18 protein-coding genes are annotated in these 19,535 nt (G+C 64.9%); 8 read left to right on the plus strand and 10 right to left on the minus strand.

The features are described 5' to 3' along the window. Positions 1-70: 70 nt before the first annotated feature. The 3 genes from LXM55_RS23335 to LXM55_RS23345 form a co-directional block, all read right to left on the minus strand. Positions 71-1,012, minus strand: a complete 942-nt coding sequence (locus LXM55_RS23335) for a class I SAM-dependent methyltransferase (RefSeq protein ID WP_233322525.1) — start codon at positions 1,010-1,012, stop codon at positions 71-73. An 82-nt stretch (positions 1,013-1,094) separates the two neighbouring features. Beyond that, positions 1,095-1,541, minus strand: coding sequence for a DUF7832 domain-containing protein (locus tag LXM55_RS23340; RefSeq protein ID WP_233322526.1), 447 nt, complete (start codon positions 1,539-1,541; stop codon positions 1,095-1,097). Positions 1,542-1,584: 43 nt separating this feature from the next. Next, on the minus strand, positions 1,585-2,520 hold the full coding sequence (locus LXM55_RS23345; RefSeq protein ID WP_233322527.1) for an ankyrin repeat domain-containing protein: 936 nt from the start codon (positions 2,518-2,520) through the stop codon (positions 1,585-1,587). A gap of 169 nt (positions 2,521-2,689) precedes the next feature. Here LXM55_RS23345 and LXM55_RS23350 point away from each other — a divergent pair, with 169 nt between their 5' ends. The 4 genes from LXM55_RS23350 to LXM55_RS23365 all read left to right on the plus strand — a co-directional run bounded on the left by LXM55_RS23350 (position 2,690) and on the right by LXM55_RS23365 (position 7,981). Then, entirely contained in the window at positions 2,690-4,303 is a 1,614-nt protein-coding gene (locus tag LXM55_RS23350; protein WP_233322528.1) for a mechanosensitive ion channel family protein, read from the plus strand. A 104-nt stretch (positions 4,304-4,407) separates the two neighbouring features. Next, entirely contained in the window at positions 4,408-5,454 is a 1,047-nt protein-coding gene (locus LXM55_RS23355) for a hypothetical protein (RefSeq protein WP_233322529.1), read from the plus strand. Between the two features lie 52 nt (positions 5,455-5,506). Further along, a complete protein-coding gene (gene acuI / locus LXM55_RS23360) occupies positions 5,507-6,490 on the plus strand; it encodes an acrylyl-CoA reductase (NADPH) (RefSeq protein WP_233322530.1) in 984 nt (327 codons plus the stop codon). Positions 6,491-6,625: 135 nt separating this feature from the next. After that, complete coding sequence (locus LXM55_RS23365) at positions 6,626-7,981, plus strand: MATE family efflux transporter (protein ID WP_233322531.1); 1,356 nt, start codon at positions 6,626-6,628, stop codon at positions 7,979-7,981. A 141-nt stretch (positions 7,982-8,122) separates the two neighbouring features. Here LXM55_RS23365 and LXM55_RS23370 read toward each other — a convergent pair whose 3' ends face one another. The 3 genes from LXM55_RS23370 to LXM55_RS23380 all read right to left on the minus strand — a co-directional run bounded on the left by LXM55_RS23370 (position 8,123) and on the right by LXM55_RS23380 (position 10,457). Further along, positions 8,123-9,172, minus strand: a complete 1,050-nt coding sequence (locus LXM55_RS23370) for a 3-oxoacyl-[acyl-carrier-protein] synthase III C-terminal domain-containing protein (protein WP_233322532.1) — start codon at positions 9,170-9,172, stop codon at positions 8,123-8,125. 530 nt (positions 9,173-9,702) lie between these two features. Beyond that, positions 9,703-10,050, minus strand: a complete 348-nt coding sequence (locus LXM55_RS23375; protein WP_233322533.1) for a DUF2834 domain-containing protein — start codon at positions 10,048-10,050, stop codon at positions 9,703-9,705. A 14-nt stretch (positions 10,051-10,064) separates the two neighbouring features. Beyond that, entirely contained in the window at positions 10,065-10,457 is a 393-nt protein-coding gene (locus LXM55_RS23380) for a DUF6713 family protein (protein ID WP_233322534.1), read from the minus strand. 145 nt (positions 10,458-10,602) lie between these two features. Between LXM55_RS23380 and LXM55_RS23385 the strand changes: the two genes are divergently transcribed. Together LXM55_RS23385 and LXM55_RS23390 are read left to right on the plus strand one after the other, a co-directional pair. After that, a complete protein-coding gene (locus tag LXM55_RS23385) occupies positions 10,603-11,055 on the plus strand; it encodes a GNAT family N-acetyltransferase (protein WP_233322535.1) in 453 nt (150 codons plus the stop codon). 45 nt (positions 11,056-11,100) lie between these two features. Beyond that, a complete protein-coding gene (locus LXM55_RS23390) occupies positions 11,101-11,922 on the plus strand; it encodes a helix-turn-helix domain-containing protein (RefSeq protein ID WP_233322536.1) in 822 nt (273 codons plus the stop codon). Here the strand turns inward: LXM55_RS23390 and LXM55_RS23395 are convergent. Together LXM55_RS23395 and LXM55_RS23400 are read right to left on the minus strand one after the other, a co-directional pair. Beyond that, positions 11,919-12,650 (minus strand): TetR/AcrR family transcriptional regulator, encoded by a 732-nt coding sequence (locus tag LXM55_RS23395; RefSeq protein ID WP_233322537.1) that lies wholly within the window; start codon positions 12,648-12,650, stop codon positions 11,919-11,921. The genes LXM55_RS23390 and LXM55_RS23395 overlap by 4 nt on opposite strands. 149 nt (positions 12,651-12,799) lie before the next feature. Beyond that, a complete protein-coding gene (locus LXM55_RS23400) occupies positions 12,800-13,174 on the minus strand; it encodes a DUF2784 domain-containing protein (RefSeq protein WP_233322538.1) in 375 nt (124 codons plus the stop codon). A gap of 548 nt (positions 13,175-13,722) precedes the next feature. Here LXM55_RS23400 and LXM55_RS23405 point away from each other — a divergent pair. Continuing rightward, entirely contained in the window at positions 13,723-14,739 is a 1,017-nt protein-coding gene (locus LXM55_RS23405) for a hypothetical protein (RefSeq protein ID WP_233322539.1), read from the plus strand. Between the two features lie 6 nt (positions 14,740-14,745). Here the strand turns inward: LXM55_RS23405 and LXM55_RS23410 are convergent, their stop codons facing one another. Continuing rightward, a complete protein-coding gene (locus LXM55_RS23410) occupies positions 14,746-16,509 on the minus strand; it encodes an FAD-dependent oxidoreductase (RefSeq protein ID WP_233322540.1) in 1,764 nt (587 codons plus the stop codon). 301 nt (positions 16,510-16,810) lie between these two features. Here LXM55_RS23410 and LXM55_RS23415 point away from each other — a divergent pair, with 301 nt between their 5' ends. Next, on the plus strand, positions 16,811-18,034 hold the full coding sequence (locus LXM55_RS23415) for a dienelactone hydrolase family protein (protein WP_233322541.1): 1,224 nt from the start codon (positions 16,811-16,813) through the stop codon (positions 18,032-18,034). Positions 18,035-18,122: 88 nt separating this feature from the next. Here LXM55_RS23415 and ppnN read toward each other — a convergent pair whose 3' ends face one another. Next, positions 18,123-19,496, minus strand: coding sequence for a nucleotide 5'-monophosphate nucleosidase PpnN (ppnN, locus tag LXM55_RS23420; protein WP_233322542.1), 1,374 nt, complete (start codon positions 19,494-19,496; stop codon positions 18,123-18,125). Positions 19,497-19,535 lie beyond the last annotated feature (39 nt).

A 19,535-nucleotide genomic window follows, 5' to 3' on the forward strand; every position in this document is an offset into this window, starting at 1 on the left:
CGTAAGGGCGAAACCGTAAGTGGCCGTGGCCGCAGCAACGGATATTCACCCAACCCAACCCAACCCAACCCTAATCCCCCTGCCGAAACACCAAAGCCTTCAACCCACACTGCTCATCCGCATCCGGAAACTCCGGCGGATTCTCCAACCGCTGTTCAAATCGCAACCCCGGCGCCTCCTGCGTCACCCCTTCCAAAAGAAAATCCACGCTAAACGCCGGGTCATTCATGCACGCCAATACACAGCCATTGGCCGTCAGCAATTCCGGCAAGCGCCGCAGCACCCGCGCATAGTCCTTGCCGAGGACAAAACTGCCTTTCTGGAACGACGGCGGGTCAATGATCACCAGGTCATAGGGCCCCCCTTGCTTGACCTTGCTCCAGGACTTGAACAGGTCATGCCCGAGGAAACTCACCCGGCCAGTGTCATGGCCGTTGAGCCGATGGTTGTCGCGCCCACGGCTCAAGGCCGCTCGGGACATGTCGAGGTTCACCACCCGCTCGGCACCACCGGCAATCGCCGCCACGGAAAAGCCGCAGGTGTAGGCAAACAGGTTCAGGACGTTCTTGCCCTGGGCGTTGGCCCGCACCCAGTTGCGCCCATAGCGCATGTCGAGAAACAGCCCGTTGTTCTGCTTGCTGCCCAGGTCCACCTGGTAGCGCAGGTCTTCCTCGGTGATGGTGCAGCTGTCAATCGCTTCGCCCAGCAGCCATTCGCCACGGCTGTCGGGCAGGTAGCGGTGTTGCAGCATCAAGCTGCGGGCGCCGCTGGCGGCCCATTGCGGGGTCGAGCCCAGGTCGGTCAGCAGTTGCTGCAAGGCGGCCAGTTGCCCGGCCTCGGGCTCTTTGAACAGCGACACCAGCAGCACGCCCTGCAACCAGTCCACGGTCAGTTGCTCCAGCCCCGGCCAGCAGCGGCCGCGGCCATGGAACAGGCGCCGGGTCTCGGTGGGCGCGGCGGCCAGGGCGGTCAGCAAGTGCTGGTTGAGGGTGGCAAGGGCGAGAGGTGTCATCAGCAGGGCCGGTCATTTTTCGGGGCGGCATTTAACCACGGGCGAGGCAATATTCGCCAACCACGAGCCTGGCCCCCTGTGCTCAGTCGATGTACTGCGGTCGGCCCGTGGCGCGCCAGGTCGCCAGCCGCTGGTCCAACACCGCGGCCAGCCGGTCATAGGTGTGCCAGCTGTTTTCCACCCGGTAGACGGTGTCGGGTTCCGGGGCCAGGGTCTGTTCGTAGTCGCAGGAAAAGCGGCTGTTGTCCTGGCCCTGGTAGTAGGCCAGGGCAAAGGCGTTGCCTTCGTCGTTGAAGTCCTCTTCGCTGAGTTTTTCATCCAGTACCTGCAACAGGAATGCCCGGCCATCGAGGGCGCGGGAGCACACCTGGTTGATGTCTTCTGCGGCGTCGTCCATCAGCTCTTCACTGGCAAAACCGTTGATCAGCATCCAGGCCAGGAACAGGCCGATATGGGTGGCGCCGGCGCTGGCTGGCAGGTCCGCGGGGAAGTCGCCGCCGTAGTGCCAGGAGGCATCGTCGTATTTCATGGGTGAGGGTCCTGATGGGGGAACGGCGGTCCGTTCGGGTGCGTTAGAGGATGGCGCTTGCCCATTTCTGGGTGCCGGCCAGGCGGCGTTTGACGCTGTCGATCCGCCATTGCCCGGCGACCCGCTTGAGCAGGAAGCGGTGCTCGTAGCACAGCGCCCGAGCGGCCGGGTCGCGCATCAGCACTTCAGCCTGGGCGGGCTTGAGCCGTTCGCAGCCGAGCAGTTCATCGGCTGTTGAATAGGTCGTGGGAAAACCGTAGGACGCGCGCGGATAGGCTCGTGGGCGCTGGGTGCAGAACAGTTCGATGAGCTGTTGCGGTTCGGCCCAGAAGCCGGCATCGAGCGCCTCGTGGCCCGCGGCGTTGCCGCGTTGTTCCCAGGCGGCCACGGCCAGGGTATAGGCGCGCACCTGGGTGACCGGGTCGCCACTGCAGTCGCCACCCTCCGGCGGCTCCGGCCAGGCCAGGTGAGGGGCGGGCGTGGAGGCCGGTGGCGCTCCAGCGCCGGCCTGTTCGAGCAGTTGCATGACCTGGGCATGGGACTTCTCTTGGGCCAGGGACCAGGCGTTGCGCTGCTGAAAGTCCAGCGGCCGGGGATCGGCGCCGGCGTTCAGCAGCAAGGCCACCATCGCCTCGTGGCCGGCCTGGGCGGCGTTCATCAGGGCCGTGCGTCGCAGGTCGGGGGAGGCTTGTTCGAGTGCGGCGCCATGGGCAACCAGCAGCTCGGCACAGGCCAGGTCGCCATTGCTCGCGGCCCAGGCCAGCGGGCTGTAGCCCAGGGCCTTGCACGGCTGCAGCACATTCGCGCGGCGCTCCAGCAGCAGTGCCACGGCGGCCGAGTGGCCGGCGATAGTGGCGGCCAGCAGGGCCGTGCGCCCGGTGCTCTTGTGCTGCCATTCAAGGTCCGCGCCAGCGTCCAGCAGGCGGTTGAGTGCCATGAGATCGCCACGTGCGGCAGCTTTTTCCAGGAGGTGGGACACGGTCGGGAATCCATTCGGTGAGGGGTAACGGCGGGCAATGGTAACGCCGCAGGGCAGGGGGCTGCCACGCCCGCAACACGTGGCGGGGCCGTTCTGGCAGGCCGCACGCGCTGGGCTACGCTGCGAGGTGCGAGTGTGGGGCGCAGGGATAACGTTGAGGGGGCACTAGATGACAGGCAGGACGTTGGCGATGCTGTTGGGTGGCTGGGTGCTGTGGTGTGCCGGCGCAGCCTGGGCCGCCGACGAGGCTGCGGCTCCGGCGCCGGTGGCCGCCGAGCTCAAGGTGGCCAACCGCAGTGTGGTGGTCCTGCGAGCGATGCTGCTGGGCGAGAGCCCCGAACAACGGGTCAAGCGTGCCCGGGCGGTGATCAGCGAGGCGCTGGACGAGGACCGCGACCTCAATGTGCGCATCGATACGATCCAGCAAAGCTACCTGGTGCTGCTGGGCGACAAGCGCGCCTTCATCCTCTCGCCCAAGGACATCGACCCGGTGCAATTCGAGTCGATGCTGCAGGCCGCCGAAGCGGCGGCGAGCAACCTGCGCCAGGTGATTGCCGAAACCCAGGAAGGCCGTGACCTGCATGCGCTGTTGTTGGCGCTGGGGGCATCTGCCCTGGCCACTTTGCTGTATGTCGCATTGCTCGGGGGGCTGGGCTGGCTGCGGCGCAAGTTACTCGGGCGCCTGCCGGGGTTGATGCGCCGGCATACCCAGGCGCTGAAAGTCGGCCAGACCCCGGTGATCGACGCCCACTACCTGTACCCACTGGTGAGCCGTGTGTTCGGCCTGTTGCGCTGGGCGCTGGTGGCCTTGTTCACCTACCAGTGGCTGGGTTTTGTGTTGTCGCGTTTTCCCTACACCCGGCCCTGGGGCGAAAGCCTCAACCACTATCTGCTGGAATTGGCCGGTTACCTGCTGCAAGGCATGATCGGCGCCATACCTGGGCTGGGAGTGGCCCTGGCGATCTTTTTCATTGCCCGTGGCGCCAGCGTCTTCAGCCGCCGGCTGCTCAAGCGCATGGCCATGCCGGGCACCTTCAGCTGGCTGAACCCGGAAACCCTGCAACCGACCACACGCCTGACGTCCCTGGCGATCTGGCTGTTCGCTCTGGCCATGGCCTACCCCTATTTGCCGGGGGCCGGCACCGATGCCTTCAAGGGCCTTTCGGTGCTGATCGGCTTGATGATTTCCCTGGGGGCGTCCAGCGTGGTTGGGCAGGCGGCCGCCGGGCTGATCCTGACTTACACCCGCACCTTGCGCCCGGGGGAGTTCGTGCGCATCGGCGATTACGAGGGCACGGTGACTGAGCTGGGGATGTTCACCACACGCATCCGTACCGGCCTGGGCGAAGTGCTGACTCTACCCAACTCGCTGATCACCAGTTCGGTGACCAAGAACTATTCCCGCGCCGTGCAGGGGGAGGGCTACGTGGTGGACACCACCGTGACCATCGGCTACGACACGCCCTGGCGCCAGGTCGAGGCCATGCTGCTGGAGGCCGCGCGGCGCACCGAGGGCGTTCTGGCAGAGCCGGTGCCGCAGGTATTCCAGACTGCACTGTCGGATTTCTACCCCGAGTACCGCCTGGTGGCCCAGGCCCTGCCCAGCGAGCCCCGGCCGCGGGCGCTACTGCTCAGCGTGCTGCACGGGCATATCCAGGATGTGTTCAACGAGTACGGCGTGCAGATCATGTCGCCGCACTACCTGGCCGACCCGCAGCAGCAAAAGAGTGTGCCGCAAGAGCAGTGGTACGCCGCGCCGGCCCGGCCACCTCAGGTGCCCTGAGCCAGCGCATGGGCGTGCTCGTCAGCTGTGGTTAGTCGATAGACGTTTTTTCAGGGGATGAGTAGCATGCTCGGCTTGGCGTATTTGCCCTTCAAGGAAGAACCATGTCGATTTGTCGTCTCAGCGCCCTACGGACGCTGTTGATCGCCGCGCTTTCCTGCCAGTTGCTCAGTGCCTGCAGTGTCAGCGGGACGTACCCCGATGCCACACAAGCGGATGCGGCCAAACTGCGCTTTGTCGCCAACGCCTCGAATGTCACCCTTGACTACTTCGATGCCGAACACTGCTTTGGCCAGACCACGGGCGTGCTCAACAACTTCCTGATGGTGGACTCCGGGCGCCGGGTTGGCATGAGTGTGGCGCCACCGGCTGATGCTCGCGGCTACCTTGAAATCAAGCTCAAGCCAGGCAAGGAGGCGCTGCTCAGAGTCAACAGTAATGCGCCCTCGGGACTCTGTGGCATCGGGGTGAACCTGACTCCCCAGCCGGGAGCGGAGTATGAGCTGCGCTTCAACAGCGAATCCGGCGGCTGCTCGATGCTGCTCGAACGCATCAAGCGAATCGATGGCAAGGACCTGCGTTTCCCGATGTCGATGCCGGAAGGCAACTTGCAGGCTTGTACCGGTAGCAACCCGATTTTTCCCAAGCCACTGCCGGAAACGCCTCAGCGTCGAGTTCTTATCGAGCGCCTGGTGGGCAACACCCTGGAGCTTGCGACAAAGCTCAATGCAAGCGCCCAGCGCGTGCCTCAAGCCGCCAGACCGTCGGTGCAGGCGCAAATCGCCGAGCGGCGTCAGGCGTTGGGTATAACGGTCCTGCCTGAGGCCTACTGGACGCAATACAGAGACAACCTCGAACGCTATGCCCTGGACACCCAAGGGACCTCCGCACAGCTATTGGCCCAGTTCAAGGACACCTATTGGCGCGGTTTCAGCATGGCCAGCGACCGGCAGCTGGAAGACTGGACCCAACCGACCACCCGGCAGGCGCGTGGCGACCTGCAAGCACTGCAGGAGCGGTTGACCCGCTACTACTACCGGACACGGCGCAATATCGAACTTGAACAACTGGACCAGCACCTGTTGCGCATGACGCAACTGGACCGGCAATACAATGTATGCGCCCGTTTCCCGGGGTGCTGGACTTACTGACAGCAGCCTCCAGCGCTCAATAATCGACCATCGTTCTCCACAGGAGCTGAAGATGTTCAAGGCCATTCTGATCGACAAAGACACCACCGGTTATCGCGCCCGGCTGACCGAGTTGGACCAGGCGCAACTGCCCGAGGGTGATGTCTCGGTGCGGGTGGCCTACAGCACCCTGAACTACAAGGACGGCCTGGCGATCACCGGCAAGAGCCCGGTGGTGCGACAGTTTCCCATGGTCCCCGGGATCGATCTGGCGGGTACCGTCGAAGCTAGCAGCCATCCGCGTTTTCGCCCCGGTGAGCAGGTGCTGCTCAATGGCTGGGGCGTGGGTGAAAGCCATTGGGGTGGGCTGGCGCAGAGGGCCCGGTTGCAGGGCGACTGGCTGATCCACTTGCCTGAAGCCTTCAGCGCGCGCCAGGCCATGGCCATCGGCACCGCCGGCTACACCGCCATGCTGTGCCTGATGGCTCTAGAGCGGAACGGGTTGAGCCCGGAGCATGGCGAGGTTCTGGTGACAGGCGCCAGCGGCGGTGTCGGCAGTTTCGCTATCAGCCTGTTGGCGAAACTGGGCTATTCGGTGATCGCCGCCACCGGCCGCCCGGAAGAGGCCGATTACCTCAAGGGCCTGGGCGCCAGCCGCATCATCGAGCGTGCCGAACTGTCCCAGCCAGGGCGCCCGCTGGCCAGGGAACGCTGGGCCGCGGCCATCGATTCCGTGGGTAGCCATACCCTGGCCAACGTCTGTGCCGGCACCGCCGCCGATGGCCTGGTGGCCGCCTGCGGGCTGGCCCAGGGCATGGATTTCCCAGGCTCGGTGGCGCCCTTCATCCTGCGTGGGGTGAGCCTGTTGGGGATCAACAGCGTGACCCGTCCCTACCATGAGCGGGTACATGCCTGGGAGCGCCTGGCCGCTGAGGTCGACCTGCAGCAGTTGCAGCAGATCACGCGCGAGGTAAGCCTGCAAGAAGCGTTGGCCGTGGCCCCCGAGCTGCTTGAGGGCAAGGTGCGCGGGCGGGTGGTAGTCGACGTCAACCGCTGATATAAACCTCAGGCCGCCGCACTGCCGGAATACCCCGCGCGGCCTTCTTCGTAGCACTGTCCATGACCGACGCGAGCGCCGCGCTGCGGGGGTTCTTCGCGCCCTTTGTCGTCTTGATCCGAGGTTGCCTGTTCCATGTCCATTCCCGCTCAGCGCCCACTCTGGCAGGTGTACCTGGTCTTTCTGCTGCCCATGGTGCTGTCGAACTTTCTGCAGTCATTTTCCGGCACCCTCAACGGTATCTACATCGGCCAGTTGCTGGGCACCCAGGCACTGGCCGCGGTGTCGGGGATGTTCCCCATTGTGTTCTTCTTCATCGCCCTGGTGATCGGCCTGGGGGCTGGTGCCTCGGTGCTGATCGGCCAGGCCTGGGGCGCCAGGGAACTGCATGCGGTCAAGTCGGTGGCCGGCAGTACCTTGCTGCTGGGCGCGTTGATCGGCCTGCTGGGCGCGGTGCTGGGCATGCTCTTCTCCCGGCCGGCCCTGCAGGGCCTGGGCACGCCCGTGGATGTGCTGGACGAGGCGGTGGGTTATGCCCGGGTGATGATGCTGATCATGCCGTTGCTGCTGGTGTTCGTGCTCTATACCCAGCTGCTGCGTGGCGTCAGCGATACCCTGTCGCCGTTGCTGGCGCTGATTGTCTCGACCCTGGCGGGGCTGCTGCTGACCCCGGCGTTGATCCGTGGCTGGCTGGGCTTGCCGCCCATGGGCATCCAGAGCGCGGCCTTTGCCGGACTGGCGGGCAATATCCTGGCCATGGGCTTTCTGGTCTGGCGCCTGAGTGGCCGGGCGCACCCGCTGGCGCCTGACCGGGCGCTGTTCGCGGCCATGCGGCTGGACCGGGCGATCCTCGGCAAAGTGCTGCGCATCGGCCTGCCCACCGGGGTGCAGATGGTGGTGATCTCGCTCTCCGAGCTGGTGATCCTGGCCCTGGTCAACCGCCACGGTTCCCAGGCCACGGCGGCCTATGGCGCAGTGACCCAGATCGTCAACTATGTGCAGTTCCCGGCGCTGTCGATCGCCATTACCGCGTCGATCCTCGGCGCCCAGGCCATTGGCGCCGGGCGCCTGGAACGGATCACCCCGATCCTGCGCACCGGGCTGCTGATCAACCTGTGCCTGACCGGCGCGCTGGTGCTGCTCGGCTACCTGATTTCCCACTGGCTGCTGGGGCTGTTCATCATCGACCCGGCAGCCCTGGCGCAAGCTGAACATCTGTTGCACATCATGCTCTGGAGCATTTTGGTGTTCGGTTTCCAGGCGGTGGTGGGCGGCATCATGCGCGCCAGCGGCACGGTGTTGGTGCCGGTGGCAATCTCGATCTTCTGCATCCTCGGGGTGCAAGTGCCGGCGGCTTATCTGCTGGATGCGCACTTCGGCCTGCAAGGGGTGTGGATGGCCTTCCCGGTGGCGTACCTGAGCATGCTGGTGCTGCAGGTCTGCTATTTCAAACGGGTCTGGCGCCACAAGCAGATCCAGCGCCTGATCTGAGAGGGGCGCCTGGCGGGGGGAATGTTCAACGTGCCGCAGGGTGCGGCACGTTGATCGGGCAGTTTCCGGAGAACTAATCAGGGGTCGGGAAACGGCCGTTCAGCAGCGTCATCGCCCTATGAGGGGGCTTGCGGTGGCGCCTTACAGCCTGAATGACAGGGCAGAGAAAACCATCCCACCACTTCCCGCCCAGCCCATGCAGAACTGGTCTTTTTCCGCGTTGCCCCGGCTGATGGCATCGTAGATTCCATAAGGAATGGAGGCCGTAATGATATTGCCCGTTTTATGCCCGACGTGATGCAACTTGTGATCAATGCCGATCAGTTCACCAATGTGTTCCCACATTTTGGGTGAGCCGGTATGAATGAATACTTTATGGATATCCGCGCTGCTGACCTGATGCATGTTGAACACTTTTATGGCTTCGTTACGACCATCTTCATGCAGGGCGGCAGCGTAGGAGTTGAATTGATACTGGCCGCCTGTTGGGGCAATGCGAGGCGTATCTTCTTCATTGCAGAACAGCTTCCAGTCCGGCAGGGAAATAGTGGACAAATCGCTCAGGTCAGGCCTGTTGATATAAGAGAACTTGAAGTTTCCAGGTGATTCATTACTGAGGATGGTGACCGTTGCCGCTTCACCGATGGTAAAACTTGGGAACTTGTAAGCCAGTTCCGACGGAGACTGTAAAGAGAAGTTCTTCGGCATCACCGGCCCGCCGTCAGACATGCCGAACTCCATGTTGATGATGGCCGCGTAGCGTATCTCTCCGGCTTCCATCTTGCTGTTGATCACGTCCATCGCGGTCACCCAGCCGTTGCAGGCGTCGACCACGTCGAAATTCCTGCAGTTCAGGCCCAGGGCCTTGGCCATGAAGGTGCTGTTGGCCGGTTCAATGAAGCCCCGGGTGACGTTGGGGTAAATCAACAAGTCCAGGTCGGCCTTGTTGATATTGGCCTGGGCCAAGGCTGAGTCAAAGGCCGCCACCATCAAGTCCATCGGCTTTTCTCCGGCAGCCAACCAATGCCGGGTTTCGATGCCGCTTTTATCAAGCAGTTTTCCTATGGTCTTCAGGGTTTTTGGCAAGTCATCCTGAAAGGTGTTTTTCGAGTGTTCTTCAACCAGGTCGAGAACATCCTGGTTAGTAACGATTCGCGAAGGAAGAATTCCTGAAAGTCCTACAATTTTCATACAACATCCTTGTTTGAAATGTTCAGCCATGAGCATGGCGGTGGGTGAGCGAAAACACTCATTCATTGCTTGATAAGAGCGAAATTCATTCATTGAAGATCGCGGGTTTACAACTAGTGGTCAGCCTTTCTCAGTTGCGGTAAGTGATGGAAGCACATATTTCTAGCACATAAAATCAACCGCGCAAGGTCGTTTCTGAAAATTATGTTTGGATGATTGTTAGAGCGGGATGTGAGTGTGGGTAATATAGAAATAGAGCAAAAAAAGCACCGGATCCTGTCTGTTTTAGTGAACTTTGTTCATGACTTGAGTCAATGGTTTTCAACGGGGTTGTTGCTCTGGAAAGTGCATGTTCGCCACGCCTCAAAGGCCGTCTCTCCCTTGGAAAACCGCAGGGCACCAGGCTGGGCCCTGCGGAGCCCTACACCAGGTCGCCCGGCCTTGCCGCGCAGTCGTGCGCTGGCGCTGTTGGAGAGCGGGTTCGGGCTGCGGACTTTTCCTCGGCGGCTGTCCATGAATCATGGGCCCCTTTATGCACCGTCATGCTGTCGATGGCTCTCCACCGGCAGCGGCGAGGCACGCCGCCAACCTTGGACCACGATGTACAGCAGCGGCCCGATAGAAACGAACACGGCGGTGAGCAGCAGGTAGGGCAGCACCGAGCGTGCTGGGCGCCCTCGGCGGCGGGCGTCGTCGAGCATCCAGGCCGAGGCCAGCAACGCCATCAGGTACAGGTCGATCACCACTTGCGCAGTGTCGGGCCGCGACAGCAGTTGCAGGCCGAATTGCAGCAGGGACTGCTCGGCCTGGAGCAGGGTGAACAGGGTGTAGCCGCTGAAGGCCAGCAGGGCCAGCAGCGCTGGGTAGGGGCGGTGCATGTTGAAGTCCTCGATCAGTCAGTGTGTGGGGAGGCGGCCTGCCGGCCCAGGTCGGCTATCAGGTAGAGCAGCCCGGCGGCGCCGCAGGCGAAGATCAGCGTCTGGGACAACGGCGAATCGAACAGATACAGCGGATGCTCGCGCAGATTGAAGTGCAGCCCGGCGTGGACCACGGTGAACCCGGCCAGCAGCCGCTGGCTGTTGCGGCGCACGGCGGGGCGCGAATGCCCGGTGAGCCAGATCAACGCGGCAGCCAGGGGGACGTGCAGGGCGATGAACAGCGCCTGCCCGAGCGCCGGATCGAGGTGGCGCAAGCCATACAGCAAGCGCCATTCGGACTGGGCCACGGCATCCAGTTCATGCCCGGCGAACAGCGCCAGGCAGAGCAGCCAGAGTGGTTTTCTCACGGTGAAATTCCTTGAACAACGGCAGGCAAACAGGCTAAGTGGCACTCCCGTCGCCACTCAATGACCTCACAGGTCATAGACAGCAGGGCGGCCGGTCCTGTCAGCTGCGCCTGGCATGACAATCACCTTCAAGGAGCGAGCAGTGATGAGCCAACAGGCACCCGACCCGAGCGCGCCGCGGTTGATCCGCGAAGCCCGACCCGAAGATGTGCCGGCGATGCTTGGCTTCGATGCCTATGCCAGTGCCCACCCAGAGCGTGGCCAGGCGCTGCAGCGCGCGGTTGAACAGCGCCAGTGCTGGGTCGAAGTGGAGTCCGCCCGCGTGCTGGGCTACCTGCTGCTCAGCCATGATTTCTTCGATCAGGGGTTTGTCTCGCTGGTGGTGGTAGCGCCTGATCAGCAGCGTCGGGGCGTGGCCCTGCGGCTGCTGGCGGCCGCGCAGCAGGCCTGCCGGACGGGCAAGCTGTTCATCTCCACCAACCGTTCCAACCAGGCGGCCCGGGCGCTGATTGCCAAGGCCGGTTTCCAGCCCAGCGGGGTGGTGGAGAACCTGGATCCGGGCGACCCCGAACTGATCTATTTCAAGCCTGTGCGCTGATTACCCAGGCCGGCGCCGAGCGCCCTGTAGAGGATGACCCGAAGCATGTTCGAAGCCCATGCACCTAGCGCCGTCGACTCGCTGTCCGTGGGACAGTTGCTGCGCCAGTTGCGCCAGCAGGCGCGCTTGAGCCAGCTGGAACTGGCCTTGCAGGCCGGCATGTCGCAACGGCACCTGAGCTGTGTCGAGACCGGTCGCGCGCAACCCAGCCCCGAACTGCTGCACAGCGTGTTGAGCACCCTGGACACCCCGCTGCAAACCCGCAACCGGGTGTTTCTCGCCGCCGGCTATGCACCGCGCTACGCCGCCCTGGCGTTGAACGACCCGGGGTTGGAACCGGTGCGCATGGCCCTGATGCACCTGCTCAAGGCCAACAACCCGGCACCGGCTATTGTCATCGACAGCCACTGGCAGGTACGGGCGGCCAACCACGCAACCAGCGCCCTGTTTCAGCTATTGGGGTTGCCGTTGCAGGCGCTTGAGCAGGGTTTCAACCTGTTGACGACGCTGTTGGCGCCCGGCGGTTTCGGCGACTGCCTGGTCAACGCCGAGGAGATCCGTCAGGTGGCCTGGCAGCGGGCCGCGCGGGAGGCTGCGGTGGACCCGGGGCTCGCGACCTTGCTGGCGAGCCTGCCATGGCCGGGGGAAGCGGCAGCTGCCCCGGACCTGGCCACGCCGTTGCTGCTGACCCGGGTCCGCGGGCCGCAGGGCGAGCTGCGTTTTCTTTCCACCTTCACCACTTTCGGCATGCCCCAGGACATCACCGTGGCCTCGTTGCGCATCGAGCACCTGATACCCGCCGACGAGCCGACCTGGCAGGCCCTGGCCCAGGCTTGCGAGCGACTGGACGAGGCCGACCCCAGCTAGATCGCCAGGGCCTGGGCCGGGTTGTTCGCCAAGGCCGGTACCGCGCCGGCCAGGACCATGCGAGTCAGGGTTCTGGCGACGTTCTGCAAGTCCCGGCTCGAAGGTTGGGCAACGCCGCTCATCAGGGCGATCTGCCAGCCGAGGGTGGGGTAGGTCTGGGTCGCCGCGCCAAGGAACAGCAGCAGGTGTTCCGGGGTGATGGCCCGGATCAGGCCGCGCGCCGCCCAACTGCGCAAACAGGCCATTTCACTGCGATTCTGCGCCTCCAGGTGGGCACGCCAGGCCGCCGGCAAGTGCTGCGCGCCGTGCAGTAATTCACTGCAGAGAATCTTCGAGCGCAGCGGGAAATCCGCGACGATCTGTATCCGCGCCTCGATGTAGGCCGACAGCGCCGGTGCCGGGTCGGCGTCCTCGTGCAGCACTTGCGACGCCTGATGCAAGGGCTCCAGCAGCGGTTGCAGGACTTCGGCGTAGAGATTTTCCTTGGTGTGGAAGTAGTAATACAAGTTGGCCTTGGGCACCCCGGCGCGCTGCGCAATGTCCAGGGTCTGGCAGGCGCTGAAGCCCTTGGCGGCAAATTCGTTGCGGGCGGCGTCGAGGATCAGTTGCCGGTGACGCAAGCGTGAGCGACGTTCCTGGCGGGCTGGCGGATCTGTCCGGGGCGCTGCCGAGTCGGCCTCGAGCGCCTGCGGGGGCAGGGAAAGCGTGATGGAGGAGGGGCGCGGCATGGGCAAATCTCAGGGGGGCGAAATCGAAATATACAAAAGTATATAGCGAAATGCCTGATGCCGGCTCCAGCGGCGTGGCAGCGGTTTTTGGCCGGGGGCCGGGAGTGTGCGGAGGCCAGCGCTGCGCCGTTGCCGCCGGCAGGGTGGGTTCAAGCGTGGCGGCGGCGAGCCCAGCGCTGGCCCAGATAGGCGTAGACCGAAAGGTTGATCAGCAGCACCAGGCTGCCCAGCCACAGCTGGATGCCCGGGGTCAGGCCGGCGGGGTAGATCAGCGGAATCAGGTAGTGCTCGATGAACCCGGCACCGTAGCCATCCTGGCCGGCGGCGTGGCGCAGCAGGTTTTCCCAGCGGGTCAGCGGGCATTCCAGGTGCAGCACTTCCACCGCCACGCCCCAGGCCGCGGCCGGCAGGTGCAGCAGCATCAGCCGTGGGTGGCGCAGCACCAGCAGGCCGCCCAGCAGCACGAAGACGATAAAGGACAGGTGAAACAGCACCAGGCTGTCGGCGGCGATGCGGTAGAGCATGAGGGTTCCTTGGAGGGGGGCAAGTCCGTGGCGTGAGCGCCGGGGGGCAATATACCGGGGGTGAACGGGGGCGGGCAGTGTTTCTTCGCAAGGCAGGAAAAGCCCGGTGCGGAGTGTAATGCTGTTCACTTAACAAAAAACGGCGCTTCCTCAAGATGAGCAAGCGCCGTTTTTCCTGGGCTTCGCTGCCACCCCAAAAGAGGCATTCTTCAAGTGCACAGCATTACCCTGTGGCGAGGGAGCTTGCTCCCGCTGGGGTGCGCAGCGCCCCCGGTCGCGTCTACGCGGTGAGCCTGATAAACCGCGCCGGCAGGATTTACGACCGCTACGCGGCCGAGCGGGAGCAAGCTCCCTCGCCACAACAGGCCTTGTCACTACAACAAGCCCCCCCGCTCGTTCGGCCGCTTAAGTGAACAGCACTACGGTGCGGGGGTGAGGGTTGCTGCTCGCAGCCGCCGTGGCGGCGCTACCTATACTGCTGGAACGCCATGGTGCTCTGTCGGGCGCTGGCGCGGCTATTGCGGGAGGAACTGGCCTTGCGGCGATCGATGCTCTGCTCTCGCCATTGGCTGCTGGCGCTGCTGCTGGCGCTCGCCGGCTGCGCCCACCGGGCCCCCGAAGCCGAAGCACCGGCCCCGGTCAGCCCGGCCACCTGGCGTCAGGTCAACAACGAGCTGCTCGACGCTTCCCGTCGCGCTACCGCCCAGGCCGAGGTCTACGCCCAGGGCTCCATGGAGCACTGGCGCACCCGGGTCTACCAGCAGACCGACGAGCAGTTCATTCCCTGGTTCAGCGGCTACTGGACCCAGGAGTGGCTGTCGCTGAAGGTGGGCTGGTATTCGCTGAACGATCGGGGCGATGCCGGGCAATCCTCCAGGCGCCTGGCCGCCTACCTGCAGGAGCAGTACCAGGAACGGGTGCTGGCGCCGGTGGCGCGGGAGATCGATGCCGACGCGATCACCGGCGAGGCCATGGAGTTCTATGTGCAGTTGCTGCGCCAGCAACTGGCGCAGATCAGCAGCCGTTACCCACTGCCGGCGTCGCAGCTGGACCAGCACCTGGGGCAGGTCCTGGCCATCGATCTGGGGCCGGCCGCCGAACAGCGGGCCTCGTTGACCCAGTTGGTGCGAGTCGAGCCTATCGCCCGCTTGCCCGCCTATGGACCGTTGTTGCAGCGGATTCGTGGAGCGCCGGCCACCGAGCAGGGGGCGCCGGCCCCGGGGGTGTCCCAGGTGGCGCAGGTGACCAGCGATAAACTCCAGGCCCAGTTCGCCGCCCGCGGTGTCGCTGGCGCGGTCGCGGCGGCGGTGGGGCGGGTGGCTGGTGCGTTGATCTCGGTGGGGGTGGCCGGGGTCCGGGCACTGGTTCAGGACCATGACCGGGAGGGGCTGCAGGCCCAGACCCGGCGGGACCTGGGGGCGGCATTCGACCAGGCCTGGTCCAGGCAACTGCATGACCCCGAGCACGGGATCATGGCCGGGGTGTATTACCTCGGCCGACAGATCGAAAGCCAGTTGCAGGCCCCCGTGGCGGGCGAGGACCCCGCTGGCAGCGGGTCGCCCTGAGGCGGTTCAGCGTGGATTGGCCACGGTGGCGGGAGGCAGCACGGCTTCATAGGCATCGACCCCGGCGGCATGGCGCCCGGCGATGTAGCCGAAGGTCATGGCCGGGCCCAGGTTGATGCCGCCGGAGGGGTAGAACCCGCCCATCACGCTGGCCATGTCGGTGCCCGCCGCATACAGCCCGGGAATCGCCGCGCCGGCCAGATCCAGCACCTGGGCCTGGGCATTGGTCTTGAGCCCGGCAAAGGTGCCGAAGCTGCCGGGCAGCACCTTCACCGCGTAGAACGGCCCCTGTTCGATGGGCGCCACGCAAGGGTTGGGGCCGGGGTACAGGGCGTCGCCCTGCTTGCGGTTGTAGGGCGTCGAGCCGCGGCCGAACTCGGGGTCCTGGCCGTGGCGGGCGTGCTGGTTGAACTGCTGCACCGTGGCCATCAACGCTTGTGGGTCGATGCCGCATTGGTTGGCCAGGGCCTGGATGGAGTCGGCCCGTTGCAGGTAGCCGCTGCGCACCAGCGGGCCCACGGGCAACGGGAAGGGGCGGGCATACCCCAGGCCGTAGCGGCGCTGGAAGCGATGGTCGCAGATCAGCCAGGAAGCCACTTCCTCACCGGCCGGCACCTTCTCGACCATGGCGGCGGTGTAGTCGTAGTAGCCGTCGGCCTCGTTGACGAAACGCTTGCCGTTGGCCAGCACGCCGATCAGCCCGGGCTTGGCCCGGTCGATGATGTGGGGAAAGTGCCCGACGCTGCCGTCGGCGTGCCGCACCCGTGACACCGGGGCCCAGGCCGCCGGGCTGGCGAGGTCCGTGGAAAGGACCGCGCCGACGGCTTCGCCGAGGCGGATGCCATCGCCAGAGCAGCTCGGTGGCGGCAGGGCCAGGTGTTCGTCCGGCCCTGGTGCCCGAGGAAACAGGGTCTGGCGCCGAGCCGGGTCATTGGCAAACCCGCCGGCGGCCAGCACCACGCCACGCCGGGCGCGGATTTCCCGCAGGCCCTGGGGCGTGTCCACCAGGGCGCCGTGCACCCGCTGTTGATCCTGCAACAGCGAGCGGGCCGGCGCGGATTCCAGCAGCGTGACCCCCAGGTCCTCGGCGGACTTGCCGAGGCGGCCGATCAGCGCCACGCCGTTCACCAGGTGCATGGCCCGGCCGTGCAGCGCCAGATCCCGCAGGTGGCGGGTAAAACGCTTGGCGACATGCAGCAGCGACTTGAACGAGCGGGTCATGCTGAGAAAGGCCCCGAGGTCGGCCCCGGCCATGATCGGCATGCCCATGAACGAGGTTTCCCGCAGGGTCTTGCGCAGCCGTTTCAGCAACGGGCCGATGGCTCGTGCGTCATAGGGCGCGGCGATCACCTGGTGGCCCTCGACCCCGGCGCCGGGCACCTGGCCGTGGATGTCCGGGATGCCATTGCCATCGACGAATTGCAGGGCCGTGTGCTGCTCGAAGAAGGCCACCATCTGCGGTCCGTTATCCAGAAAGGCGTCAACGCGCGCAGCGTCATAGCGTTCGCCCAGCTCATGCCTGAGGTAGGTGCGCGGTTGCTGCGGGTCTTCATGAATGCCGGCGCGGCGGGCCAGGGGGTTGCCGGGCACCCACATCCAGCCGCCGGACCAGGCGCTGGCGCCACCGAAAGTGGAATCCTTTTCCACTACTATCACTTTCAGGCCGTGCCAGGCGGCGGTCACCGCGCAGGCCAGGCCCGCGGCGCCGGAGCCGATCACCAGCAAATCACAATCCAGGGGCGGTAGAGGGGGAGTGGGGGCTTGGGTCACGGAGCAGGCCTTTGTTCATGTTGTTATTCCCAGGCACGGCTGATCGATGGCTGAAGCCCCGGATCCGATGGCATCGTCCGGATCGGGTTTTCGGCCGTCAGCGCCGCCTGGCTGTGCGGATGCGCAGATCATGCAAGAAAATGGAATTATGTTCCAGTATTTTGAAAGGCCGCTTTCCGGAGGCAATGATCCGCTGTGCTCCGGTGACAAACGCTTGCATTTGCGGGGTAGGCAAAGCGCTTGCAGCGGGTTCCTAATAGGCACCGGCCGTGATGAGCCGAGCCTTGAGGAGAACAATAAGATGGGGCACTACATAGACATCAGCGCCGCTGACGGTGCGGGCGTATTCCGCGGCTATCTGGCCTTGCCCGCCAGCGGCCGGGGGCCGGGGCTGGTGATTGGCCAGGAGATTTTCGGCATCAACGGCAATATGCGCGCCACCGCTGATCTGTATGCCGAGGAAGGTTATGTGGCCCTGGTGCCCGACCTGTTCTGGCGTCAGCAGCCCGGGGTCGAGCTGGGTTACAGCGCTGCGGATTTTCAGGTTGCCCTGGGCTTGTTCGGCGGCCTGGACCTGGACCGCGCGGTGCAGGACATCGCCGCTTCGATCGCGGCCTTGCGCGGGCTGGAGGCGGTCAGCGGCAGTGCGGTGGGCTACGTCGGCTATTGCATGGGCGGCAAGCTGGCCTACCTCACCGCCACCCGGACCGATGCCGCCTGCGCCGTGGGTTACTACGGCATGGGCATCGATGAATACCTGGATGAGGCGGCGCATATCCGCGGGCGCCTGGTGCTGCATTTTGCCGAACAGGATGTCTACTGTGACGCTGCGGCCCGCCAGCGCATCGGCGCGGCCCTGGCCGGGCGCCCCGGGGTGGAGATCTATAGCTACCCGGACGCCGACCACGCCTTTGCCCGCATCGGCAGCGAGCATTACCACAAGCCTTCGGCAACCCTGGCTCATGGGCGCAGCATCGCTGCGCTGAAAAAGGCCCTGGGGCCGGACTTCGACCTTTGCGCCCTGTGGGATGCCCATGTCAGCCACGAATTCGCTACCCGGGACGTGCCGGCCACCATGGCGACCATGGTCAAGGAACCCTACGTCAATCACGTGCCGACGCTGACCGGAGGCGTCGGCGCCGCTGATCTGAGCCGTTTCTACGAGCAGCATTTCGTCCACGGCAACCCGCCGGACACCCGCATGATCCCGGTGTCGCGCACCGTCGGCGCGTTGCAGGTGGTGGACGAATTCATCCTCTGTTTCACCCACAGCACGGAAATCGACTGGATGCTGCCCGGGGTCAAGCCCACCGGCAAGTACGTGGAGATCCCGATGCTGGCGGTGGTGGGCTTTCGCGGCGACAAGCTGTGCCATGAGCACATCTATTGGGACCAGGCCAGCGTGCTGGTGCAGATCGGCCTGCTGGATCCGGCAGGGCTGCCGGTGGCGGGGGCCGAGTGCGCGCGCAAGGTGCTCGATGAAAGCCTGCCGTCCAACCAGTTGATGGCCCGTTGGCAGCGCTGATCTGGCAGGCGTACTACGCAGAATGACAACGGGCCCCGCGAGGGGCCCGTTGCTGTGGCGTGGTTTGTGATGGGCTGCGCGATATGGCTTAGCTGACTACGCGGTAGCACGGCACATAGGCCGCGCCGCCTGGCAGCTTCATCCGGTGCTGCTCGACGAAGGCTTTGAGCAACTGGTCCAGCGGCCGCATGATCGCCGGGTCGCCGTGGATGCTGTACGGGCCCTTCTGTTCGATCAGGCGGATGCCCTGGTCCTTGACGTTACCGGCCACGATGCCGGAGAACGCGCGGCGCAGGTTGGCTGCCAGTTCATGGGGGGCCAGGGCATGGTTCAGTTGCAGGCTGGCCATGTTCTCGTGGGTCGGGTCGAAGGGGCGCTGCAGGCTCTCGTCGATCTTCAGCAGCCAGTTGAAGTGGAAGGCGTCGTTGCGTTCGCGGCGGAACTGCTTGACGGTCTTGAGCCCCTCGGTCATCTGCCGCGCCACTTCCGGCGGGTTGTCGATGATGATCTGGTAGTGCTTCTGCGCGGCTTCACCCAGGGTCGCCAGGACGAAGGCGTTGAGCTGCTCCAGGTACGGCGCCGCGCTCTTGGGCCCGGTGAGGATCACCGGGAACGGCAGGTCGCGGTTGTCCGGGTGCATCAGGATGCCCAGCAGGTAGAGGAATTCCTCGGCGGTGCCGGCGCCCCCCGGGAAGATGATGATGCCGTGGCCGACGCGGACGAAGGCCTCCAGGCGCTTCTCGATGTCCGGCAGGATCACCAGCTCGTTGACGATCGGGTTCGGCGCTTCGGCGGCGATGATCCCAGGCTCGGTCAGGCCCAGGTAGCGGCCGCCGCTCATGCGCTGCTTGGCGTGGGCGATGGTGGCGCCCTTCATCGGGCCCTTCATCACCCCCGGGCCGCAGCCGGTGCAGATGTCCAGCTTGCGCAGGCCCAGCTCGTGGCCGACCTTCTTGGTGTACTTGTATTCCTCGGTGTTGATCGAGTGGCCGCCCCAGCACACCACCATCTTCGGCTCGACGCCGGGGCGCAGGGTGCGGGCGTTGCGCAGCAGGTGGAAGACGTAGTCGGTGATGCCCTGGGAGCTTTCCAGGTCGATGCGCTGGCTGTCCAGTTCGTTCTCGGTGTAGACGATGTCGCGCAGGGCGCTGAAGAGCATTTCCCGGGTGCTGGCGATCATCTCGCCGTCGACGAAGGCATCGGCCGGCGCGTTCAGCAGTTCCAGGCGCACGCCGCGATCCTGCTGGTGAATGCGCACTTCGAAATCGTGGTAGGCGTCGAGGATGGTCTTGGCATTGTCGACGTGGGCGCCGGTGTTGAGGATCGCCAGGGCGCACTGGCGGAACAGCGTGTAGATGCTGCCGGAACCGGCGGCGCTGAGTTGTTGCACTTCACGTTGCGAGAGGGTCTCCAGGCTGCCTTTCGGGCTCACCGAAGCATTGATCACTTGTCTTTGCGGCATTCATCCATTTCCTGAAAGCGACGCCACCGCACCATGCGC

The sequence above is a fragment of the Pseudomonas sp. Au-Pse12 genome, assembly GCF_021341665.1.
Lineage (GTDB): Bacteria > Pseudomonadota > Gammaproteobacteria > Pseudomonadales > Pseudomonadaceae > Aquipseudomonas.